Below are 17,855 nucleotides of genomic sequence, written 5' to 3' on the forward strand. Positions count from 1 at the left end.
GACAGGCTAGTCATCCAGCCGATATTTGTCGTGACAGGCTTTGCACGTGCCGCCTGTGTTCTGGAAAGCGGCGGCAACGGCTGTGACATCGCCGCCTTGTGCGACCGTCTCGAGCTTTGCGGCTGCGTCCTGCATCGCCTTCACCTTGTCATTGAAATCCGCCTTGTCCTCCCAGATGACCGGAAGCGCTTCGGTTTCCACGCCCGAGTCGGGACCGGTTCCTTCCGGGAACCAATCGACCATGTCGGCCGCCTCTATCGGAACGACTGCAGCGGCAGCCTGGATCTGGGCCAGATCGGGGTTGCTTGCCTTCAGCTGATCGCTGATGGCCTTGAACGCCTTGCCCATTTTCTTGAGTTGCGCCTGTCGCGCTTCGATTTGCTCTTTCACGGTGAGACCATTGGCGAGCTCGACGCCGGCGGAATCGGAAACCGGTCCGGCTTCATCATTCTGGCCACAAGCTGAAAGCAGGGTCAGTCCGGCGAAAACCGGCAGCATCATTTGAATTTTGCGACGTTTCATCTCATTCTCCAATAGGCTTGAACCATCGAAGAATAGCCGAGTTCGGTACAAATACAATCGGTTCTGCCTTTTCGCAAAGCGCTGCATCCCGTGTGGTAGCGTTTACCGCGCGGCCTGATGAAAGATCGCAGTCAGTTTTCCGCCAGCGTTTCTTCCAGCAAGGCTGCGGCCTTGGCGCCATCCCAATCCATTGCACCTATCACTCGCCAGACTTCCTTGCCGTGCGCATCGTAGAGAACGGTCGTCGGCATGACCCCGGTTCCGAAACCGAAACTCAGTCCGTTCTCGGGATCAATATAGGGCTCCAGTTCCTGAAAATTCCGGCGCTCGAAAAACGGCATCACTTTTTCCATGCCCCCGATGTCCTGCGACACAACCAGAAGCTTGAGCCGGTCCTTTTCGCGCGCAGCCAGATTGTCCAGCATCGGCATTTCGACAATGCACGGCCCGCACCAGGTCGCCCAGATATTTACCAGCAGCGGCTTGCCGACGAAATCGGTCAGTTGCACAGTGCTTCCATCGGGTGCCTGAAAGGAGGCGTCGATCATCGCTGAGCCGCGCTGGGAAATGTCCAGCTTGCCGACCATGGCCTTGCCACGTCCAGCGGGTTTGCCCTCTTCCGTCGCTTTGGCACCAGCAAATTCTTGCCCCGGTCCGCTCGAGTCTCTATCGCAGGCCGCTAGGTTCAACACCAAGACCATGAACAGGACGGTTCGCATCACAAAAGGCACAAAAAATTCCAATATCATGTGGGGTGGCAGATTTGCCGATGGCCCTTCATCAATCATGCGCGAGATAAACGCGTCCATCCCGTTCGACAAGAAATTATGGCGGCACGATATTCGCGCCAGCCTGGCGCATGTCGCCATGTTGGCGGAGCAGGGCATTGTCGAGGCCGAGGACGCGACGCAGATCATAAATGGTCTGAATCAGATCGCGCAGGAATATGAGACCGATGGGATTACCGAAGACCTTGATCTCGAAGATATCCATATGCACGTGGAAGCACGGCTCTCGGAAATTATCGGACCAGTAGCCGGCCGGCTGCACACCGCGCGGTCGCGCAATGACCAGGTGGCCACCGATTTCCGGCTCTGGGTGCGCGAAGCCATGGACATGGTCGATGATGCTCTGGGAAGCCTGCAAAAGGCTCTGGTCGATCGCGCTGAAGAACATGCCGACACGATCATGCCGGGCTTCACCCATTTGCAATCCGCCCAGCCGGTCAGCCTAGGCCATCATATGATGGCCTATTACGAGATGATCCGGCGGGACCGTTCCCGCTTTGCCGATGCGCGGAAGCGGATGAACGAATCACCACTTGGCGCCGCAGCGCTGGCTGGCACCGGTTTCCCGATTGACCGCGAAAAAACTGCGTCGATGCTGGGTTTTGATGGTCCGACGGGCAACAGCCTCGATTCGGTTTCGGATCGGGATTTCGCGCTCGACTATCTGATGGCGGCAACACAATGCAGCCTGCACCTGTCACGACTGGCGGAAGAATTTGTCATCTGGGCAAGCCAGCCCTTTGGCTTCGTCAAACTGCCCGACAGTTTTTCGACCGGCTCCTCGATCATGCCGCAGAAGCGCAATCCCGATGCTGCCGAGCTGGTGCGCGGCCATTGCGGACGGATCGCCGGCGCGATGAACGCGCTGGTGATCACCATGAAGGGACTGCCGCTCGCTTATTCGAAAGATATGCAGGACGACAAGCCGCCGGTGTTCGAAGCCCATGACCTGCTCGGCCTGTCGATTGCAGCGATGACCGGGATGATCGCCGAGGTCGAATTCAGCGGCAGCCGGATGCGCGCTCTGGCGGAATCCGGTTTCTCGACCGCGACCGATTTTGCCGATTGGCTGGTCCGCGAAGCCAAGCTGCCCTTTCGGCAAGCGCATCATGTTACCGGCGCTGTCGTTTCCCTGGCGGAAGAACAGGGCTGCGGCCTTGCCGATCTTACACTTGAGCAATTCCAGGCAATCGACGACCGGATCACTGCCGACGTATTCAACGTGTTGAGCGTCGATGCCTCGGTAGCCAGCCGGTCCAGCTATGGCGGGACCGCGCCGGATCAGGTCAGGGCACAGGTTGCCAGGGCCAGAAAAGCATTGGGGCTGGAGAGCTGAAATGAACAAATTCCATTCTATCCTGCTGCTCGCGGGCGCAACGCTGGTTCTGGCGGCATGTGGCAACCGGGGCGCGCTGGAGCCGGCGAAAGGCGAGACGCTTCCTCCTCCCGTCTATGGAGAAATGGAGACACCCAGTGGTGAGGACCTGTTGGTCCCGTCGAGCCAGGCGATGCCGGAGCGCAGCGATGAATTGCTCCGCCGGTCGGAAAAACGGCAGGATGACGAATTCGATCTGCCGCCTCCCGGCTGAACCTTTTCCACACGTTTGAAAGTATAGAAAATTGGACCATTTCCAGCTCAAAAATGGGATATTGCACGCGGAAGATATTCCGTTGCCGAAAATCGCCGAGGAAGTCGGCACCCCTGTCTATGTCTATTCGCGTGCAACGCTTGAACGGCACGCGCGCGTGTTTCGTGAAGGGTTGAAAGACGCGGGCAAAATCCATCTCGCTTTTGCCGTGAAAGCCAACCCCAATCTTGCCGTCCTTCGTATCCTTGCCAATGAAGGCTATGGCGGGGACGTGGTGTCGGGCGGGGAAATGCTGCGGGCGCTGGCCGCTGGCATGAAGGCAGAGGATATCGTTTTTTCCGGTGTTGGAAAGAGCCGCGAAGAACTGACTCTGGGCTTGGACAAGGGCATTGGCCAATTCAATCTGGAATCGGAAGAGGAAGGCGTGATGCTCGCGGAAATCGCGGCTGCCCGCGGGGAGAAGGCCTCGGCAACGCTGCGCGTTAACCCCGATGTCGATGCCGGCACCCATGCGAAGATCTCGACTGGCAAGAAAGAGAATAAATTCGGGGTCGGGATCGATGTCGCGCCGGATATCTACGCGCGGCTGTCCAGACTCGAAGGGCTGAACCTGCGCGGTGTCGCCGTGCATATCGGCAGCCAGTTGCAGAGCCTCGACCCGCTGGAAAAATGCTATGCCAGAATGGGCGAACTGGTTGCCCAGTTGCGCGGCGCTGGCCATGTCATTACCCATGTCGATCTGGGCGGCGGTCTGGGTGTGCCTTACAAGCCTGAAGACAATCCGCCGAGCCCCGCAGAATATGGCGCCATGGTCGCACGCGTCACCCGGGACTGGGATGTCACCCTGATGTTCGAGCCCGGCCGCGTGATCGCCGGCAACAGCGGCATCATGATCACCAGGGTCATCCGGATCAAGCCGGGCGTGAACAGCGATTTTGTCATTGTCGACGCGGCAATGAATGATCTGATGCGGCCGGCTATCTATGACGCCTGGCATGATTTTGAAGCGGTCGAACCAAGCGGCGAAACGATGGTCGCCTCGATTGTCGGCCCGATCTGCGAAAGCAGCGACATTTTTGCCAAGGAACGGGTCGTTGACCGTGTCGAGACAGATGATTTGGGGATTTTCCGGACAGCGGGCGCCTATGGCGCGACGATGGCCAATACCTATAACAGTCGGCCGCTGGTGCCGGAAGTGCTGGTCGATGGTGATCGCTATGCCGTGGTCGCCGAACGGATCGAACCGGCGACTATCATGGCAGCGGAACATGTCCCCGACTGGCTGAAATAACCGTCACACCGGCAAGCACCGGGATGGCCGGATAAATAGGTGAATGCGATGAAACAGTTGCCTATCTTCGTCAATTTGCAGGGTCGCAAGATCCTCCTTCTCGGCCGTGGCGAAATGGCCGACGCCAAGAAGCGTCTCTATGAACGGGCCGGCGCGACAATCACCGACGACGAAAATGCCGACGGTCTTTCGCTGGCGGTGGTGGCGCTGGAAAATGATGACGAAGCGATCGCAGCGGTCGCGCGCCTGAAAGCCAGGGGTCTGCTGGTCAACGCCGTCGATCGCTCTGCGCTGTGCGACTATACCACTCCTGCGATCATCGACCGCGATCCGGTGCTGCTTGCCATCGGCACGGGCGGTGCGTCGGCCGGATTGGCCAAGGCGCTGCGACAGCGGCTGGAGCAATTGCTGCCAGCCAGTCTGGGGACCCTGGCGCAGGGATTGCTGGCAGCGCGGGAACGGATACAGCAGACTTGGCCGGATGCAGCCGCGCGCCGCAAGGCGATTGATGCCGTGCTCGATCCCGGCGGCCCGCTCGACGTGCTCGCCGAGCATGAATTGGAAGATTTGGAAGCATGGCTTGAGCAGCCGCACGGCGGGGCCCGCTCGCAGGTCATCGATCTGGAACTGGCGAGCGCCGACCCCGATGATCTGACGTTGCGCCAGGCGCGCTGGCTGGGTCAGGCTGATCAGATATTTGCAGGTGATGACGTGCCGGAAGCGGTGCTCGCCCGCGCCCGGGCCGATGCCCAGCGTTTCGCCCTGACATTGTGGGACGAAAGCCCTATAGAGGGACTGACCCTGCGGATACGGATGAAAAGATGACCGGAATTTCCGAAATCGCCAATGCCAATATCGTCACGGTGCTGCAGACGGCCCTGGCGCCCGCATTTCTGCTGGTTGGTATCGGGGCAATGCTCAACCTGTTCGCCGGGCGTCTGGCGCGGATCATCGACCGGTCTCGTGATCTGCAGGAGCTGTTCAAGTCGACCACCGGCAAGGATCACGCGCTTGTCGTTGCCGAGCTGGGCGACCTGCAGGTACGGCTCAGGGTCGTCAACAGCGCCATTTTCCTGAGCGTTGTCAGCGCGATCACAGCCTGCGCTCTGATCGGCATATTGTTCATCATGGAGCTGACCGGCATCGATCTTTCGCTTGCCATAGCGAGCGCATTCGTCATTGCGATCAGCCTGCTTTCTATCGCCCTTATCCAGTTCCTGCGGGAGGTGCGGATTGGCGTTCGCGATTTCATGATCCGCGAGGAATATCTGGAGAAAACCGACAGCGCGCAATGAAAAGAGGCTGCCGGTCCCTTGGGACCAACAGCCTCTGAACATGGGTCAGCGGTAGGAAGTGCCGCTGCCGGGTTGCCTGATCCTTAGACCAGAATTGCCCCCCGAACGGATTTTTCCGACCCCTGTGCTGAACCATGAGACATCGGACCACCTCCTTTCGCTTGTGAATAAAATACGAACTGTTGCATTGAAACTTCTCCGCTGTTCGACGCTGTGAATGTGAATCAACGCCTGTTTCCGAACAAGTCTTGAATTATTTTATTTTGCTGTCACAATTGCGCGTTCCGGCCTGAGATCCAGCGGTTCAGCTCCGGCAATCTTCCACCACACGACTGAACTCCGGCCATATCGGGATTGCAATGGATTGCAGGCCACTGGTTTCGACGGCAAAGCGGCCACGGCTATAGGCAATGCGATCCATCATGATGTCGCCGGGGGAAACCGAAATGGCAGCATATGGCGGCGTACCACCACTGTTGCTGGCGGGATAGGATTGCAGACCCGCGCTGGCGCGCAGGATCATGGTCGCACCGCTGCCAACCGTTCCCGCGCGGGAGAGGAACAGCTTCCGCCGCGACCGGTCGCAACGGACTATGAAGATCGCCGATTGATCTGTTTTCCCGAACAATGCCAGCGACCCACGCGCATCTTCCCGGTAAATCCAGTCGCCGGGTGTGATCGGCCAGTCGATCCAGTTGCCCGCAGGCTGGGCCGGGGCCGGCGCTGGCCGCGCGACCGGCTTAACCGGTTGCGGCGCGGGGGCGGGCTCCGGAAGAGCCGACGAGCAGGCCGCCAGTACCAGCACAGCCAGGGAAAGAAAGAGCGGGGATGAAATGATTCTCATGGTAAAGGAATATGGCCAAAAGCGTGACGCTAGGCTAGTCCTGATTTCCTATGAGCCAGTCCGATCCCAAAGTCGCCAAGCAGCGCGTTGACCAGATATTGACGGATCGCGGCCTCGCCGAAAGCCGCGCCAAGGCGCAAGCCTATATCATGGCCGGTCTGGTGACGGTGAATGGCAAGAAAATCGACAAGCCGGGACAAAAGATAGCCGGTGATGCGGCGATTATAGTCAAGGGCAAGGACCATCCGTGGGTTTCGCGTGGCGGCATCAAGCTGGATCACGCCCTGCGGCATTTTGACATTGATGTGACGGGTATGACCGCGATGGACGTCGGCAGCAGCACCGGTGGTTTTACCGACGTCCTGCTCACTGCTGGAGCGAAAAAGGTTTACGCTGTGGACAGCGGCACCAACCAGCTGGCGTGGAAGCTGCGGCAGGATGACCGGGTCGTGGTCCACGAGCAAACCAGCGCCCGCGTTCTCACCGATCGGCATATTCCGGAAACAGTCGATATCATCGTGTGCGATGCGAGTTTTATTTCACTGGTCAAAGTGCTCGAGCGACCGCTCGAATTTGCCGGCGATAAGGCGATTCTGATGGCGCTGATAAAGCCGCAATTCGAGGCAGAGCGCCAGGATGTCGGCAAGGGTGGCGTCGTTCGCGACGAAGCGGTCCGGTTGGCGACCTGCGATAAAGTGAGGGACTGGCTGATTGCGTCGGGCTGGGACATTCTCGGGATTACCGAAAGCCCGATCACTGGCCCCAAGGGCAATGTAGAGTTTCTTATCGGGGCAACAAAATAGGAAGCAGGCTGTTTTTGCCGGCCTTTTGGAACCGCACCGCTTGTTATTGGTACTGTTTCTTTCTAGCTGAAAGATTATGGCCATTACAACAGAACCCGCTCTACTCCCGACCGTCCCGCATATCGGGGCTGCTTTTCAACGCTTGATCACCGATTCTTCCGACTGGCTGGCCAACAATTATGTGGAACTTATCATCGCGGTTGCCATCGGCACCGGGATTTTCTTTCTGCTCGGCGCGATCAAGCGCTTCGCCGCCCGTTACGTCCGCAACAATGTCGGCCTGACCGGCTATCGCACCATCATCGTCAAGGCGATTGCCCGCACTAGCAAGATATTCATGCTGATGGTCTCCGCCCAGCTCGTGGTCAGCTTTGCCAACGCGCCCTCCAGCGTTGACCGCATCGTGCAGGTGCTGTTCACCATCGCTGCCGTGGTCCAGACGGCCATCTGGCTCCGGGAGATCATCCTTGGGCTGATCATTCGCCGGACGTCGCAGGATCCCGACCAGCATGAAACGCTGCACAGCGCGATGACCCTGATCCGCATATTGGTGACCTTCGTGTTGTTCGCCATCGCTACCATCATGATTCTCGACAATCTCGGGATCAATGTCACGGGCCTGATTGCCGGTCTCGGGGTCGGTGGTATCGCCATCGGTCTTGCGGCACAGGGGATTTTCTCCGATCTCTTCGCCGCGCTGTCGATCATTTTCGACAAGCCGTTCCGCGCCGGTGATACGATTACCTATGGTACGACGACGGGAACCATCGAAAAAATCGGTCTGAAAAGCACGCGCTTGCGCTCGATCATGGGGGAAGAGGTGATCATCTCGAACACCAATCTGCTCGACATGGAAATAACCAATCTGACGCGGCTGGCGCGGCGGCGCACCCGCTATGGCATAGGCGTCATCTATCAGACAAAGCCTGATGATGCGCGGCGTATTCCAGGTTTGCTAAAGGAAATTGTCGAATCCCACGATGCGAACTTCATCCGTTCGGGCTTTATCGGATTTGGCGACAGTTCGATCGACTTCCAGCTCGATTTCGATATCATGAGCAGCGATTATGAAGTGGTCTTCGAGGGCCGGCACCGTATCGGTTTGGCGATCCTACAACGTTTCAACGAGGAAGGTCTGGAATTTGCTTATCCGACCCAGACCACGTTCACCGCAGCCCCTGATGGTGAGATGATTTTGCCATATCCGGAGGGCGGCTTCCCGGTGACGGTCACCAACGACTAGCGTTCCGTAACGGCAGCGCCGGGCTGAAAAAATCCCTTGTTAATTGGCCGATTAACGGGGACAATGCGCTCAAAATTCGACTCCGATCTAAACTATAAAGGAATTGCACAATGCGTGACGCAGTCATCGTTTCCACCGCCCGTACCCCCATCGGGCGCGCCTATAAGGGTGCTTTCAACACCACAACCGGTGCCACACTCGGCCATTATTCCGCAAAAGCGGCCGTCGAAAGAGCGGGCATCGATCCCGGCACAATCGACGATGTCGTCTGGGGCAGCGCGTTGCAGCAGGGTTCTCAGGGCGGAAACCTCGCTCGCCAGGTTGCATTGCGTGCCGGCTTCCCGATCGAAGTGCCCGGCATGACGATCGACCGCCAATGTTCATCCGGTCTGATGGCGATTGCTACAGCGTCCAAGCAAGTCACGCTGGACATGATGGACGTCGTTGTCGGCGGCGGACAGGATTCGATCTCGACCGTCCAGACACCGGAAATGCGGGTCCAGCCGGACCGTGAACTGCTGAAGATGCATGACGATATCTACATGCCGATGCTGCAGACGGCCGAAGTGGTTGGCGAACGCTATGGCATCAGCCGCGAAGCCTGTGACGAATATGCCCTGCAGTCGCAGATGCGCACAGCGGCGGCTCAGGAAGCTGGCCGTTTTGACGCTGAAATCGTCGAAGTGACCACGACCATGGGCGTCCAGGACAAGGAAACCAAAGAGATTTCCCACGTCGAGGTCACGATCAACAAGGACGAGGGCAACCGTCCGTCGACCACGCTCGAAGGTCTGCAAAAGCTGCAGCCCGTTCTCGGACCTGACAAGATCGTAACCGCCGGCAACGCTTCGCAGCTTTCCGACGGTTCGGCGGCCAGCGTTGTGATGGAAGCCAAGGCAGCCGAGAAAGCGGGCCTCAACCCGCTCGGACGCTATGTTGGTATGGCGGTTGCCGGTACCAAGCCTGACGAAATGGGCATTGGTCCGGTCTTCGCGATCCCGAAATTGCTCGAACGCTTTAACGTCAAGATGGATGACATCGGCCTTTGGGAGTTGAACGAGGCTTTCGCCGTGCAGGTGCTTTACTGCCAGCAGAAACTGGGCATTCCAGACGAGCTTCTGAACGTCAATGGCGGCTCGATCTCGATCGGTCACCCCTATGGCATGACCGGCGCGCGTTGCACCGGCCACGCTTTGATCGAAGGCAAGCGTCGCGGCGCGAAATATGCCGTGGTGACCATGTGCATCGGCGGCGGCCAGGGCGCAGCCGGACTGTTCGAAATTTTCTAGAAATCAAGACATAAGGGGTCGGCGGGAAATCGCCGGCCCTTTTTTTATCAGGGAGAGACAATCATGGCAGCAGTAGGCATCATCGCGACATTGACCGTAGCCGAAGGCAAGAATGCCGATTTCGAAGCCGCTTTTTCCGAACTCATGGCGGCTGTTCGCGCCAACGAGCCGGGCAATGAATTTTATTCGGTCTTCCAGAGCAAGGAAAACCCCCAGCAATATAAAGTGCTCGAGCGCTACGTCGATCAGGCTGCTCTCGATGCGCACGGGAAATCCGATCATTTCCGGGCCAGTGGACCCAAGCTCGCGCCTTGCATGGCGGCTGCGCCGGTAATCGAACAGCTCGACGGCATCTAATTTGTTCAGCCGGCGGGAGATATGATCCCGCTGTCGAATTGAAATCCATCGGGCCGGTCTCTGGCGAGCAGCAGCGGGCCGTCGAGATCAACCCATTGGGCAAGCTGCGCGAGCGCGTAGGCTGGCTTGATACCCAGTGATGTGGAGAGCATGCAGCCGACCATGATTTTCAGGCCGGCTGCCTGCGCCGCATGGGCAATCGCCATGGCTTCGGTCAATCCACCCGCCTTGTCGAGCTTGATGTTCACGGCATCGTAAAAGGGTGCGATCCGTTCGACATCGGCGCTCGTGTGGCAGCTTTCGTCGGCGCAAAGCGGAACCGGCGACCGGACCCCGCTGAGCAGATGATCCCGGCCTGCACTCACGGGCTGTTCGATCAGTTCGACGGCATATTGCGCCAGCCGTGCGGCTTCGGCTGCAATGTCGAGATCGTTCCAGCTTTCATTGGCATCCACGATCAAACGGGCAGCAGGCGCGCCGCGATGGACGGCGGCGACGCGCGCGTGATCGTCCTGACCGGACAATTTCAGTTTCAGCAGCCCATGGCCCTTTGCAGCCGCTTTCCGGGCTTCGGCTTCCATGATGGCCGGCTCGCCAAGCGAAATCGTGAAGGCGGTCGTTAGCGGAGCCGGTTCGGGCAAGCCCGCGAGCTGCCAAAGGGGCTTGTCCGTTTTCCGGCATTCCAGATCCCAGAGCGCGCAATCGAGGGCGTTACGGGCGGCACCTCGGCGCATGTTCTGCAGTACGATTGCGCGATCGAGATCGGGATGCTCGGCAACAAATTGCTCGATCTGCTCTGCGCATTTTTCGGCGCTTTCGCCTTCATAATAGATCGGTGTTGCCTCGGCCCTGCCGGTAAAATGGCCATCCGTCAGTTCGCACTGCACGACATCGACATGGGTTTTGGCGCCGCGGCTGATGATGAAGGCGCCGGCGACGGGCCAGCGTTCGATAGAGACAGATGCGTTGATCTTCATGCACCGCTTCTAATGCGCGGGTGGGAAGACGTCACTCAATTTACAGGCGGTCGCTGTGTTTGCGCCAGCATTTTCGGCCGGGCGGTTCCGGTCACGCGCCTGGCGATCGGCTGCCATTTTGCTTCCGCAGAACGGCGTGTCATATAGGTGTCGAGGCCGATTTGCAGCGCGACCAGCATATAGACAAAGGGCTGATAGGCGATGCCGACGAATAGCGCGCCCACGAGATAGATGATATGGCCGTGCTGCAGCGCGGTAGCGAGGGGCGCCACCCATTGCTCGTCTTGCTTATCCGATTTCGTATATTTCCGTCGCAATATCTCCATGCGCCAAAGGCCACCGACATGGATGATCAGCCACAGGATCAGGCCGGGATATCCCTGTTCGCCGAGCATTTCGAAATAGCTGCTGTGGAATGCACGGGCCTCGTCCTCAACAAGCCTTGCTTCGACATCGTCGGGATCAATGTCCCATTGCTCATATTGCTCGACGTCCACTTCCGACAACTCGTAGGTCAGCTTGTTGATTCGGTAGACGTCGAAACCGCCACCGAAGGGATGCTGTTTTACATAGTCCAGCGTCCATCGCCAGACCGCGAGGCGAGTGGATGCGGACTGGTCCGCTTCGTAATTTTCGATGGTCGCCATCCGCTCGGTAAAACTCTGCGGGAGAAATGGTATGGACATGAGGCCGATTGCCACCGCCAAGCCAGCATAGAGCAGCCTGTAGCGGGCGAAGCGCAGCAACAGTACCGCCAGCACCCCGATGCACACCAGACCCGTCCTGGCCTGAGTCCCGATGGGAATGAGCAGGGCGGAGAAGATGAGCGCATAAGCGAACAGCTTCACCCGCCAGTCGGGTGGAAAGATGGTGCCGTGATGGGCCAGCCAGAGAATCAGCGGGATGATGCAGATGGCCACTGTCGAGATGATCGACCCCTCGTAGAGGCCGCTGTTATTGTCGACCAGCAGCACCAGCACGCCATAACCGCCGCCGGAGAGCAACGTCTTGATCCCGCCGGTGATGATCAACGTGCCGGCGCACAGCACCATGAACAGCGCCAGCGCTTCCAGACGCAATCTGGTTCGGAGAGTTAAGGGCAGGAAAATGGCGAAGACCAGTGCCTTCCACACCCAGTCCCATTTTTCCAGAGCTGCATCGGGCACTTCCGCCTGCACTGTCGTATAGCCGCAATAGGCCAGCAGCAGGATCATCATTGCCTGCCGGACAGAAAAGCGACTGTCCTGCTTGTTGTCTGCGAACATGTAGCCGAACAGGGCCAGAGCGAAGAGGATTAACGACAACGGTACCGAATTCAGCATGAAATAGCTCAGCCGCTGCGGTGCCACGATATCGACATAGGCGTAGATCAGGGTAAACAGGAACGGACGCTTGAAGGCGATGAACAGCAGCGCCACGATATAGCCGACGAAGAAGAGATCACGCATCGGGCAGCGATCCGTTTCCACGGGATTGTTTGGCAAAGCCCACGGGCTCCTTGTCGCGCTCGGGCGGGGCTTCGACATCAAGATCGTCCCGGTGCATCAGGCGCCAGGCAGCGATAAGCAGCAGTCCATGCGTCAAAGCGATAGAAAAATTGTCTATCATCTACCCATTCATCCCGGCACGAGCGGTGAAGACACGCTCTTCTATGGTTGCGCGATACAGCCATTGGGTTGACGGGACGTTAATCCTTTTTTGGCAGGGCCTTTGGCCATGACGCGGATATTGCACATATTGGATCACAGTCTGCCGCTGCACAGCGGCTATTGCTTTCGCACCCGGGCGATCATGAAGGCACAGATAGCCAGTGGCCTGACCGTCGCCGGTGTCACCGGCGTCCGGCAGAACCAGCATGGCTATGTAGCGGAACGATCGCTGGAGGAATTTGACGGTCTGCAGTTTTTCCGCACATTGGCGCAGGTTCAGGGGCCCTCGCCGATTCGCGAATGGCGCGAAGTTGCGGTTCTGGCGGAGCGAATCGAACAGGTCGTTCGCGAATGGCAGCCGGATGTCCTGCATGCCCATTCGCCAGCGCTCAATGGATTGGCCGCACTGCGTGTTGCCGAGAAAACGGGCTTGCCGCTGGTTTATGAAATTCGGGCATTCTGGGAGGACGCTGCGGTCGGCAACGGCACCGGCAGGGAAAACAGCCCGCGCTACTGGCTGACACGGCAACTGGAAAACCATGTGGTGAACGGCGCCGACGCCGTTGCAGTAATCTGCGAAGGTTTGCGATCCGATCTGATCGGACGCGGCGTAAGGCCGGAAAAGATCACGGTCTCTCCCAATGGCGTTGATCTGGAACTGTTCGGCGAACCGCCGGCGCGCGACGAATCGCTGCTGGAGGAAATGGGCTTGACCGGGAAATCGGTGCTGGGTTTCATCGGCAGTTTCTATGATTATGAGGGACTCGATGATCTGGTCGCGGCTCTGCCTATTCTTCAGGCCTCCCATCCGGCCGTGCATCTGCTGCTCGTCGGTGGCGGTCCGATGGAAGAGGCGCTCAAAGCTCAGGTGGAGCGCCTGGGTATCGGATCGGCGGTGACCTTCACCGGCCGTGTGCCCCATGAGGACGTGGAGCGCTTCTATGGCCTGATGGATATCATGGTCTACCCGCGCAAGGCGATGCGGCTGACCGAACTGGTTACCCCGCTCAAGCCGCTGGAGGCGATGGCGCAAGGACGGCTGGTGGCGGCATCGTCTGTCGGCGGCCACCGAGAGCTGGTCGAAGACGGGGTTACCGGCACACTGTTCCCGGCGGGAGACCCGGAAAAAATGGCCGAAAAACTCGCAGCGCTGCTTGATAACAGCGCCTCTTGGCCTCAAGTCATTGAAGCTGCGAGAAAATTTGTTGAGGCGGATCGTAACTGGTCGTCAAACATTTTGCGTTACACCCCTGTTTACCAAGGGTTGATAGAGCGCAAGTCATTCGAACGCGCGGCCTGATATGGTGGAGACTGATGTGGACCCGATAGAGCAGGACTTTGCCCGGTTTAAACAACCTGCGATGGCTGTCGCTGGCGGCATAGCAGCGGCGCTGGTGGTGGCGACCCTGCCACATGTCTATCTTGAAAATATTGTCGGGGCGACCAGTCTGTCGGAAATCATCCCCGCAGCGGCACCGCCGCTGGGCAATACCGCGCGTGGACTGATCGCCGTCTTTGCGGGCATGATCTCGGCGTCCGCCCTCTATCTTTTTCTGAATCACAAGACGAAATCACATGAAGGAGGCTCCGATATGAGCTTGGCACTACGCAAAAATCTGACGACGGAGCCGGTGGCCGAGGAACGGGAAGGCAAATCGCGCTTTTCGGTGCCAAAATTGAATCTGTCGGCAAAGTCTCTGACCAAATTTCTGAAGAAACCCAAGAAAGCGCCGGGACAGGTGACCGAGCTGAAGGACCTGCCCGATGTCCGGTCTGCCGATCGCCATCCGGATGCTCCGGTGCGTCAGCCGATTTTCGCTTCCTCGGATCTGGGGACGCCGCTTGCCGAATCGATCAAGCGCTTTGACAATCCCGAAGTGGATCAGAAGGCCGCAGAGCCGGTAAAACCCTCTGCTGCACCGCTCGTGAAGCCCGATCCGTTCGCAGCCGAGAAGGCTCCGGAACCAGTGGCCGAAGAAAAGCCGGAGCCGGTCCGGTCGGACAATCAGGCGCAGCCGACCCCATCCGGCGATCCTCGCGAAGATCTGTCCGCATTGTCTTTGTCCCAGCTTGCCGACCGCCTTGAAGCGGGCCTGCGACGTCTCGAGGCCTTGGAAAATCGCGCACGGACCGCTCCACTCCAGGCGCCTGTCGAGTCTGCGCCGGCCCCTGTCGAGATGGCCCCGGTTGAAAAAATATCCGAAGAGCCCGCTCCGGTGGCCATTCCGCCATTGCGGTCGGTGGAGTCGGTCGAAAGCGATCCGCAAGCCAGCCGGCAGGCCGACATGGATGCGGCGTTGAAGGCGGCGCTCGGCACATTGGAAAAAATGACCGCCCAACGCTGATCATCTTCCGTCTCTCGGGGGCTCCACGGGATCAATGATCGACAGGGCCTCGACCAGCAATCGCTTGTCGCTGTGGTCGGTGACCAAAATATCTGCGACAAAATGGCCGGGAATCAAGAATTCATGGTCCGGCAGCGTTGCGGCCAGCCTTTGCATTTCTGCAGGTTCGACTGCCCCGTCCCCTTCAACCGCGAAATAGTGGCGCGTGCCGGAAAAGGTGATACTCGCCCAGGGACGTTCGCGTTTCAGCGTGACGCGAGCATGGTCGCCGGCCAGCGCCGCCATCTGCCGGGTCAGCAACGCGCCGGGATCGCGAAGACGGGCTCTCCGCCGCGCATGCTCAGCCGGCATGTTCAGTCCGCCACATTTGCATGAAATTTTCTGCTCGCTCCGAAATGGTTCGTCCGGGCTGGCGTCCGTTGCGCAGGTCCTGGACAAAGCGCGGATCGCGAACCGATAATCGTCCGAATTTCGTCCAGGACATGTCGGTTTCACGCAGGAATATCTCGATTTTTCGCAATAGTGGCACCCTTGACCTCCTTTTCGCTTCCGGTCGCTCGCTCTGGCGACTCGTTAAATAGGGAAATTCCTATTTGAAATGAGATTTCCTACATGTCTAGGAAAATTCCTATTGCCAATTTCGGCCAGTACCACTATGTTGCGGTCATCATGTCGGACGATCCCCGTGCCAATCTCGAACATCTGATCCACAAGAACGGGCATGGTTTTGCCGCGATCTCGAAGATGCTCGGCAAGAACGCAGCCTATATCCAGCAATATATCCGCCGCGGTGTCCCTAAAAAACTGGACGAGGATGACCGGCGCAGGCTGGCGGAATTTTTCGGGGTGGAAGAACGGTTGCTCGGGGCTCCGGCCATACGCGAATCCCGTCGCGCCGGTCGGGACGCGCGGGATGGCCTGCTGCGAATCAGGCAGTTGCAGGTCGGCGCATCGGCTGGCCCGGGATCGCTGGCAGATGACGAATATGCCGAGTCGATGGGTTTCGGCCCCAAATGGCTCCGGCGACTGGGCGTCGATCCTGCGCATTTGTCGCTGATCGCGGTCGACGGCGATTCGATGGACCCGACGCTGGGCGATGGCGATGATATCATGGTCGACCACAGCGCTGCTTCCCGGCCCTTGCGCGACGGCATCTATGTGCTGCGCATGGATGACGTGTTGCTGGTCAAACGTATCGCCATGGGCCCTTCGGGAAAACTCTCGATCCGCAGCGATAATCCGCAATATCCGGACTGGGAAGATGTCAGCGCGGAAAGCGTGAACATCATCGGGCGGGTGGTATGGACGGGGCGGCGGCTATAGCGGCTCTCCATTTTGGGGCCTTGCAAGTTGCGCATCGCGCCGCCAAATAGCCTGTCATGACAGAAGCACCCCTCAAGGCCGTGATTATTCCGGTCACTCCGCTCCAGCAGAATTGCACGCTCCTCTGGTGCACCAAGACCAACAAGGCCGCATTGAGCGATCCCGGTGGCGATTTGAACCGGCTGAAAGCGGCAATCGAGGAGCATGGCGTTGATCTGGAGAAGATCATCATCACCCATGGCCATCTCGATCATTGCGGGCAGGCGGGAATGCTGGCCGAAGAACTGGGTATCCCGATCGAAGGGCCACACAAGGATGACCTGTTCTGGATTGACCAGCTCGACGGCGATGGCGCGCGCTATGGCATGGAAGCGAAGAGCTTTGTCCCCGATCGGTGGTTGAATGACGGTGACCAGGTGACCGTTGGCGATCTGGTGCTCGATGTCATCCATTGCCCCGGACACACGCCGGGCCATGTGATTTTCTATCATCAGCCGTCAAGGCTGGCGGTGGTCGGCGATGTGATCTTCCAGGGTTCGATCGGCCGCACCGATTTCCCGCGCGGCAATCATCAGGATCTGATCAACGCGATCACCCAGAAGCTCTGGCCGCTCGGTGACGATGTGACTTTCATCCCCGGCCACGGCCCGACCAGCCAGTTCGGCTATGAACGCAAGACCAATGCGTTTGTTGCCGATGACGTGCTGGCGGCGCGCTAGACAGTGCCGCTATCCTCGGCTGCGGTTTCACCGCCGGCGAAGAGAGACAGGTCGGTGGACATGAGTTCATCAAGCAGATCGCGTTTCTGAACAAATTTGTTGGCCATCTTTGTGTCCTTGGCGAGATGGGGCTTCAGATAGGGTAGCGCTTCGAGAGGATCCCGCTTCGCCAGAGTCTCCCAGATTACCATTGCGGTGATCAGCATCCGTTCGTTCAGATAACCCTGTCGCTCATATTGCCAGCCTTCGTTGCTGGCCGCGAAATTCCATGCGCTGGTAGCCATGAAGATTCCGAATCCCAGATAGACCGAACAGAGATCGGTTGTCAGTTCGTGCACTTCCCAGCCACCCGGTGGCGCTGTTTTCGCCGTGCTCATAAGATAATGGGACAGCTCATGGGCAAAGGTCGCGATCAGTTTTGTCGGATCGCCAAGCTGGGCGGGATTAAAGCTGATCTGCGCATAATATTCCCCGTCATCGGCTTTCAGTAACCGATATTCCCCCGCTGGCGCATGGCTGTCATGTTTGACCATCTGGCCCGACTCCAGGACCATCTCGCGTGTCTGGTCGCCTTGCACCAGCCTTGTGGGCCAGTCGCCCATTCCGGCCAGCATTTTTACCTGCTCGAAAATCTCCTGCGCTTTCCGGGACGGGTCGGTACTCGTCTTGGGAAAGAACGATTCCTCAGGCAGCACCAGCCGGTTGGCCGGATGCCTCTCGATCCCGCCAAATTCCATGATCAGCCATTTGAAGCTGGCAAGCTGCCAGTCCCACTCGTCTGTATCGAGCGGACTTTTGGGTCCGAACAGCCCCATCGATCG

General features: G+C 58.6%; 22 protein-coding genes. 13 read left to right on the plus strand and 9 right to left on the minus strand.

Annotated features, from left to right (window positions below; translation table 11 throughout):
- Positions 1–6: 6 nt before the first annotated feature.
- Both CHN51_RS08475 and CHN51_RS08480 read right to left on the minus strand, forming a co-directional pair.
- Positions 7–522: a cytochrome c gene (locus tag CHN51_RS08475; protein ID WP_164089058.1), complete on the minus strand. Its 516-nt coding sequence runs from the start codon at positions 520–522 to the stop codon at positions 7–9.
- Between the two features lie 131 nt (positions 523–653).
- On the minus strand, positions 654–1,253 hold the full coding sequence (locus tag CHN51_RS08480; protein ID WP_240616922.1) for a TlpA disulfide reductase family protein: 600 nt from the start codon (positions 1,251–1,253) through the stop codon (positions 654–656).
- Between the two features lie 16 nt (positions 1,254–1,269).
- Between CHN51_RS08480 and argH the strand changes: the two genes are divergently transcribed.
- Genes argH through CHN51_RS08505 form a run of 5 tightly spaced genes read left to right on the plus strand, consistent with a single transcriptional unit; the run spans position 1,270 to position 5,485 of the window.
- Positions 1,270–2,646 (plus strand): argininosuccinate lyase, encoded by a 1,377-nt coding sequence (gene argH, locus CHN51_RS08485; protein ID WP_100093625.1) that lies wholly within the window; start codon positions 1,270–1,272, stop codon positions 2,644–2,646.
- Between the two features lies 1 nt (position 2,647).
- Complete coding sequence (locus CHN51_RS08490) at positions 2,648–2,899, plus strand: lipoprotein (RefSeq protein WP_100093626.1); 252 nt, start codon at positions 2,648–2,650, stop codon at positions 2,897–2,899.
- Between the two features lie 31 nt (positions 2,900–2,930).
- Positions 2,931–4,190 (plus strand): diaminopimelate decarboxylase, encoded by a 1,260-nt coding sequence (lysA, locus tag CHN51_RS08495; protein ID WP_100093627.1) that lies wholly within the window; start codon positions 2,931–2,933, stop codon positions 4,188–4,190.
- 48 nt (positions 4,191–4,238) lie between these two features.
- A complete protein-coding gene (locus CHN51_RS08500) occupies positions 4,239–5,015 on the plus strand; it encodes a bifunctional precorrin-2 dehydrogenase/sirohydrochlorin ferrochelatase (RefSeq protein WP_100093628.1) in 777 nt (258 codons plus the stop codon).
- The gene (locus tag CHN51_RS08505; protein ID WP_100093629.1) at positions 5,012–5,485 is read left to right on the plus strand and encodes a DUF2721 domain-containing protein; all 474 of its coding nucleotides are present in this window, start codon (positions 5,012–5,014) and stop codon (positions 5,483–5,485) included. The genes CHN51_RS08500 and CHN51_RS08505 overlap by 4 nt, the downstream gene beginning before the upstream one ends.
- A gap of 304 nt (positions 5,486–5,789) precedes the next feature.
- Here the strand turns inward: CHN51_RS08505 and CHN51_RS08510 are convergent, their stop codons facing one another.
- On the minus strand, positions 5,790–6,329 hold the full coding sequence (locus tag CHN51_RS08510; RefSeq protein WP_123906279.1) for a hypothetical protein: 540 nt from the start codon (positions 6,327–6,329) through the stop codon (positions 5,790–5,792).
- 50 nt (positions 6,330–6,379) lie between these two features.
- On the opposite strand from CHN51_RS08510, the gene CHN51_RS08515 reads away from it, so the two are divergent.
- From CHN51_RS08515 to CHN51_RS08530, 4 genes are all read left to right on the plus strand, one after another.
- Entirely contained in the window at positions 6,380–7,132 is a 753-nt protein-coding gene (locus CHN51_RS08515; RefSeq protein ID WP_100093631.1) for a TlyA family RNA methyltransferase, read from the plus strand.
- A gap of 76 nt (positions 7,133–7,208) precedes the next feature.
- Complete coding sequence (locus CHN51_RS08520) at positions 7,209–8,375, plus strand: mechanosensitive ion channel domain-containing protein (RefSeq protein WP_100093632.1); 1,167 nt, start codon at positions 7,209–7,211, stop codon at positions 8,373–8,375.
- 110 nt (positions 8,376–8,485) lie between these two features.
- Positions 8,486–9,664, plus strand: coding sequence for an acetyl-CoA C-acyltransferase (locus CHN51_RS08525; RefSeq protein WP_100093633.1), 1,179 nt, complete (start codon positions 8,486–8,488; stop codon positions 9,662–9,664).
- A 63-nt stretch (positions 9,665–9,727) separates the two neighbouring features.
- Positions 9,728–10,021 (plus strand): putative quinol monooxygenase, encoded by a 294-nt coding sequence (locus tag CHN51_RS08530; protein WP_100093634.1) that lies wholly within the window; start codon positions 9,728–9,730, stop codon positions 10,019–10,021.
- 5 nt (positions 10,022–10,026) lie between these two features.
- On the opposite strand, the gene dgcA is transcribed toward CHN51_RS08530, so the two are convergent.
- From dgcA to CHN51_RS19710, 3 genes are read right to left on the minus strand one after another with little or no spacing between them, the layout of a single operon-like run.
- Positions 10,027–10,998 (minus strand): N-acetyl-D-Glu racemase DgcA, encoded by a 972-nt coding sequence (gene dgcA / locus CHN51_RS08535; RefSeq protein WP_100093635.1) that lies wholly within the window; start codon positions 10,996–10,998, stop codon positions 10,027–10,029.
- Between the two features lie 35 nt (positions 10,999–11,033).
- On the minus strand, positions 11,034–12,446 hold the full coding sequence (locus CHN51_RS08540; protein ID WP_100093636.1) for a putative O-glycosylation ligase, exosortase A system-associated: 1,413 nt from the start codon (positions 12,444–12,446) through the stop codon (positions 11,034–11,036).
- Complete coding sequence (locus CHN51_RS19710) at positions 12,439–12,606, minus strand: hypothetical protein (protein WP_164089060.1); 168 nt, start codon at positions 12,604–12,606, stop codon at positions 12,439–12,441. The genes CHN51_RS08540 and CHN51_RS19710 overlap by 8 nt, the downstream gene beginning before the upstream one ends.
- 108 nt (positions 12,607–12,714) lie before the next feature.
- On the opposite strand from CHN51_RS19710, the gene CHN51_RS08545 reads away from it, so the two are divergent.
- Together CHN51_RS08545 and CHN51_RS08550 are read left to right on the plus strand one after the other, a co-directional pair.
- Complete coding sequence (locus CHN51_RS08545) at positions 12,715–13,947, plus strand: TIGR04063 family PEP-CTERM/XrtA system glycosyltransferase (protein WP_100093637.1); 1,233 nt, start codon at positions 12,715–12,717, stop codon at positions 13,945–13,947.
- A gap of 61 nt (positions 13,948–14,008) precedes the next feature.
- Complete coding sequence (locus tag CHN51_RS08550; RefSeq protein ID WP_123906280.1) at positions 14,009–14,992, plus strand: hypothetical protein; 984 nt, start codon at positions 14,009–14,011, stop codon at positions 14,990–14,992.
- Here the strand turns inward: CHN51_RS08550 and CHN51_RS08555 are convergent, their stop codons facing one another.
- Positions 14,993–15,343 carry a hypothetical protein gene (locus tag CHN51_RS08555; RefSeq protein ID WP_100093639.1) on the minus strand — a complete coding sequence of 117 codons (351 nt, stop codon included), beginning with the start codon at positions 15,341–15,343 and terminating at the stop codon, positions 14,993–14,995.
- The gene (locus CHN51_RS08560; protein ID WP_123906281.1) at positions 15,333–15,521 is read right to left on the minus strand and encodes a hypothetical protein; all 189 of its coding nucleotides are present in this window, start codon (positions 15,519–15,521) and stop codon (positions 15,333–15,335) included. The genes CHN51_RS08555 and CHN51_RS08560 overlap by 11 nt, the downstream gene beginning before the upstream one ends.
- Before the next feature lie 140 nt (positions 15,522–15,661).
- On the opposite strand from CHN51_RS08560, the gene CHN51_RS08565 reads away from it, so the two are divergent.
- On the plus strand, positions 15,662–16,315 hold the full coding sequence (locus CHN51_RS08565; RefSeq protein WP_100095491.1) for a S24 family peptidase: 654 nt from the start codon (positions 15,662–15,664) through the stop codon (positions 16,313–16,315).
- A 56-nt stretch (positions 16,316–16,371) separates the two neighbouring features.
- Entirely contained in the window at positions 16,372–17,034 is a 663-nt protein-coding gene (locus tag CHN51_RS08570) for an MBL fold metallo-hydrolase (RefSeq protein ID WP_100093641.1), read from the plus strand.
- Here the strand turns inward: CHN51_RS08570 and CHN51_RS08575 are convergent.
- Positions 17,031–17,849 (minus strand): hypothetical protein, encoded by an 819-nt coding sequence (locus CHN51_RS08575; protein ID WP_100093642.1) that lies wholly within the window; start codon positions 17,847–17,849, stop codon positions 17,031–17,033. The genes CHN51_RS08570 and CHN51_RS08575 overlap by 4 nt on opposite strands.
- Positions 17,850–17,855 lie beyond the last annotated feature (6 nt).

Source organism: Sphingorhabdus sp. YGSMI21 (genome assembly GCF_002776575.1).
Taxonomy (GTDB): Bacteria; Pseudomonadota; Alphaproteobacteria; order Sphingomonadales; family Sphingomonadaceae; genus Parasphingorhabdus.

Coding starts and splice junctions, on each gene's coding strand:
- argH (WP_100093625.1), top strand. CDS start 1,270: ATGTGGGGTGGCAGATTTGCCGATGGCCCTTCATCAATCATGCGCGAG.
- CHN51_RS08500 (WP_100093628.1), top strand. CDS start 4,239: ATGAAACAGTTGCCTATCTTCGTCAATTTGCAGGGTCGCAAGATCCTC.
- CHN51_RS19710 (WP_164089060.1), bottom strand. CDS start 12,606: ATGATAGACAATTTTTCTATCGCTTTGACGCATGGACTGCTGCTTATC.
- CHN51_RS08475 (WP_164089058.1), bottom strand. CDS start 522: ATGAAACGTCGCAAAATTCAAATGATGCTGCCGGTTTTCGCCGGACTG.
- CHN51_RS08575 (WP_100093642.1), bottom strand. CDS start 17,849: ATGGGGCTGTTCGGACCCAAAAGTCCGCTCGATACAGACGAGTGGGAC.
- CHN51_RS08565 (WP_100095491.1), top strand. CDS start 15,662: ATGTCGGACGATCCCCGTGCCAATCTCGAACATCTGATCCACAAGAAC.
- CHN51_RS08540 (WP_100093636.1), bottom strand. CDS start 12,446: ATGCGTGATCTCTTCTTCGTCGGCTATATCGTGGCGCTGCTGTTCATC.
- CHN51_RS08505 (WP_100093629.1), top strand. CDS start 5,012: ATGACCGGAATTTCCGAAATCGCCAATGCCAATATCGTCACGGTGCTG.
- CHN51_RS08545 (WP_100093637.1), top strand. CDS start 12,715: ATGACGCGGATATTGCACATATTGGATCACAGTCTGCCGCTGCACAGC.
- CHN51_RS08490 (WP_100093626.1), top strand. CDS start 2,648: ATGAACAAATTCCATTCTATCCTGCTGCTCGCGGGCGCAACGCTGGTT.
- CHN51_RS08530 (WP_100093634.1), top strand. CDS start 9,728: ATGGCAGCAGTAGGCATCATCGCGACATTGACCGTAGCCGAAGGCAAG.
- CHN51_RS08520 (WP_100093632.1), top strand. CDS start 7,209: ATGGCCATTACAACAGAACCCGCTCTACTCCCGACCGTCCCGCATATC.
- CHN51_RS08555 (WP_100093639.1), bottom strand. CDS start 15,343: ATGCCGGCTGAGCATGCGCGGCGGAGAGCCCGTCTTCGCGATCCCGGC.
- CHN51_RS08550 (WP_123906280.1), top strand. CDS start 14,009: ATGGCTGTCGCTGGCGGCATAGCAGCGGCGCTGGTGGTGGCGACCCTG.
- CHN51_RS08525 (WP_100093633.1), top strand. CDS start 8,486: ATGCGTGACGCAGTCATCGTTTCCACCGCCCGTACCCCCATCGGGCGC.
- CHN51_RS08570 (WP_100093641.1), top strand. CDS start 16,372: ATGACAGAAGCACCCCTCAAGGCCGTGATTATTCCGGTCACTCCGCTC.
- CHN51_RS08515 (WP_100093631.1), top strand. CDS start 6,380: ATGAGCCAGTCCGATCCCAAAGTCGCCAAGCAGCGCGTTGACCAGATA.
- dgcA (WP_100093635.1), bottom strand. CDS start 10,998: ATGAAGATCAACGCATCTGTCTCTATCGAACGCTGGCCCGTCGCCGGC.
- CHN51_RS08510 (WP_123906279.1), bottom strand. CDS start 6,329: ATGAGAATCATTTCATCCCCGCTCTTTCTTTCCCTGGCTGTGCTGGTA.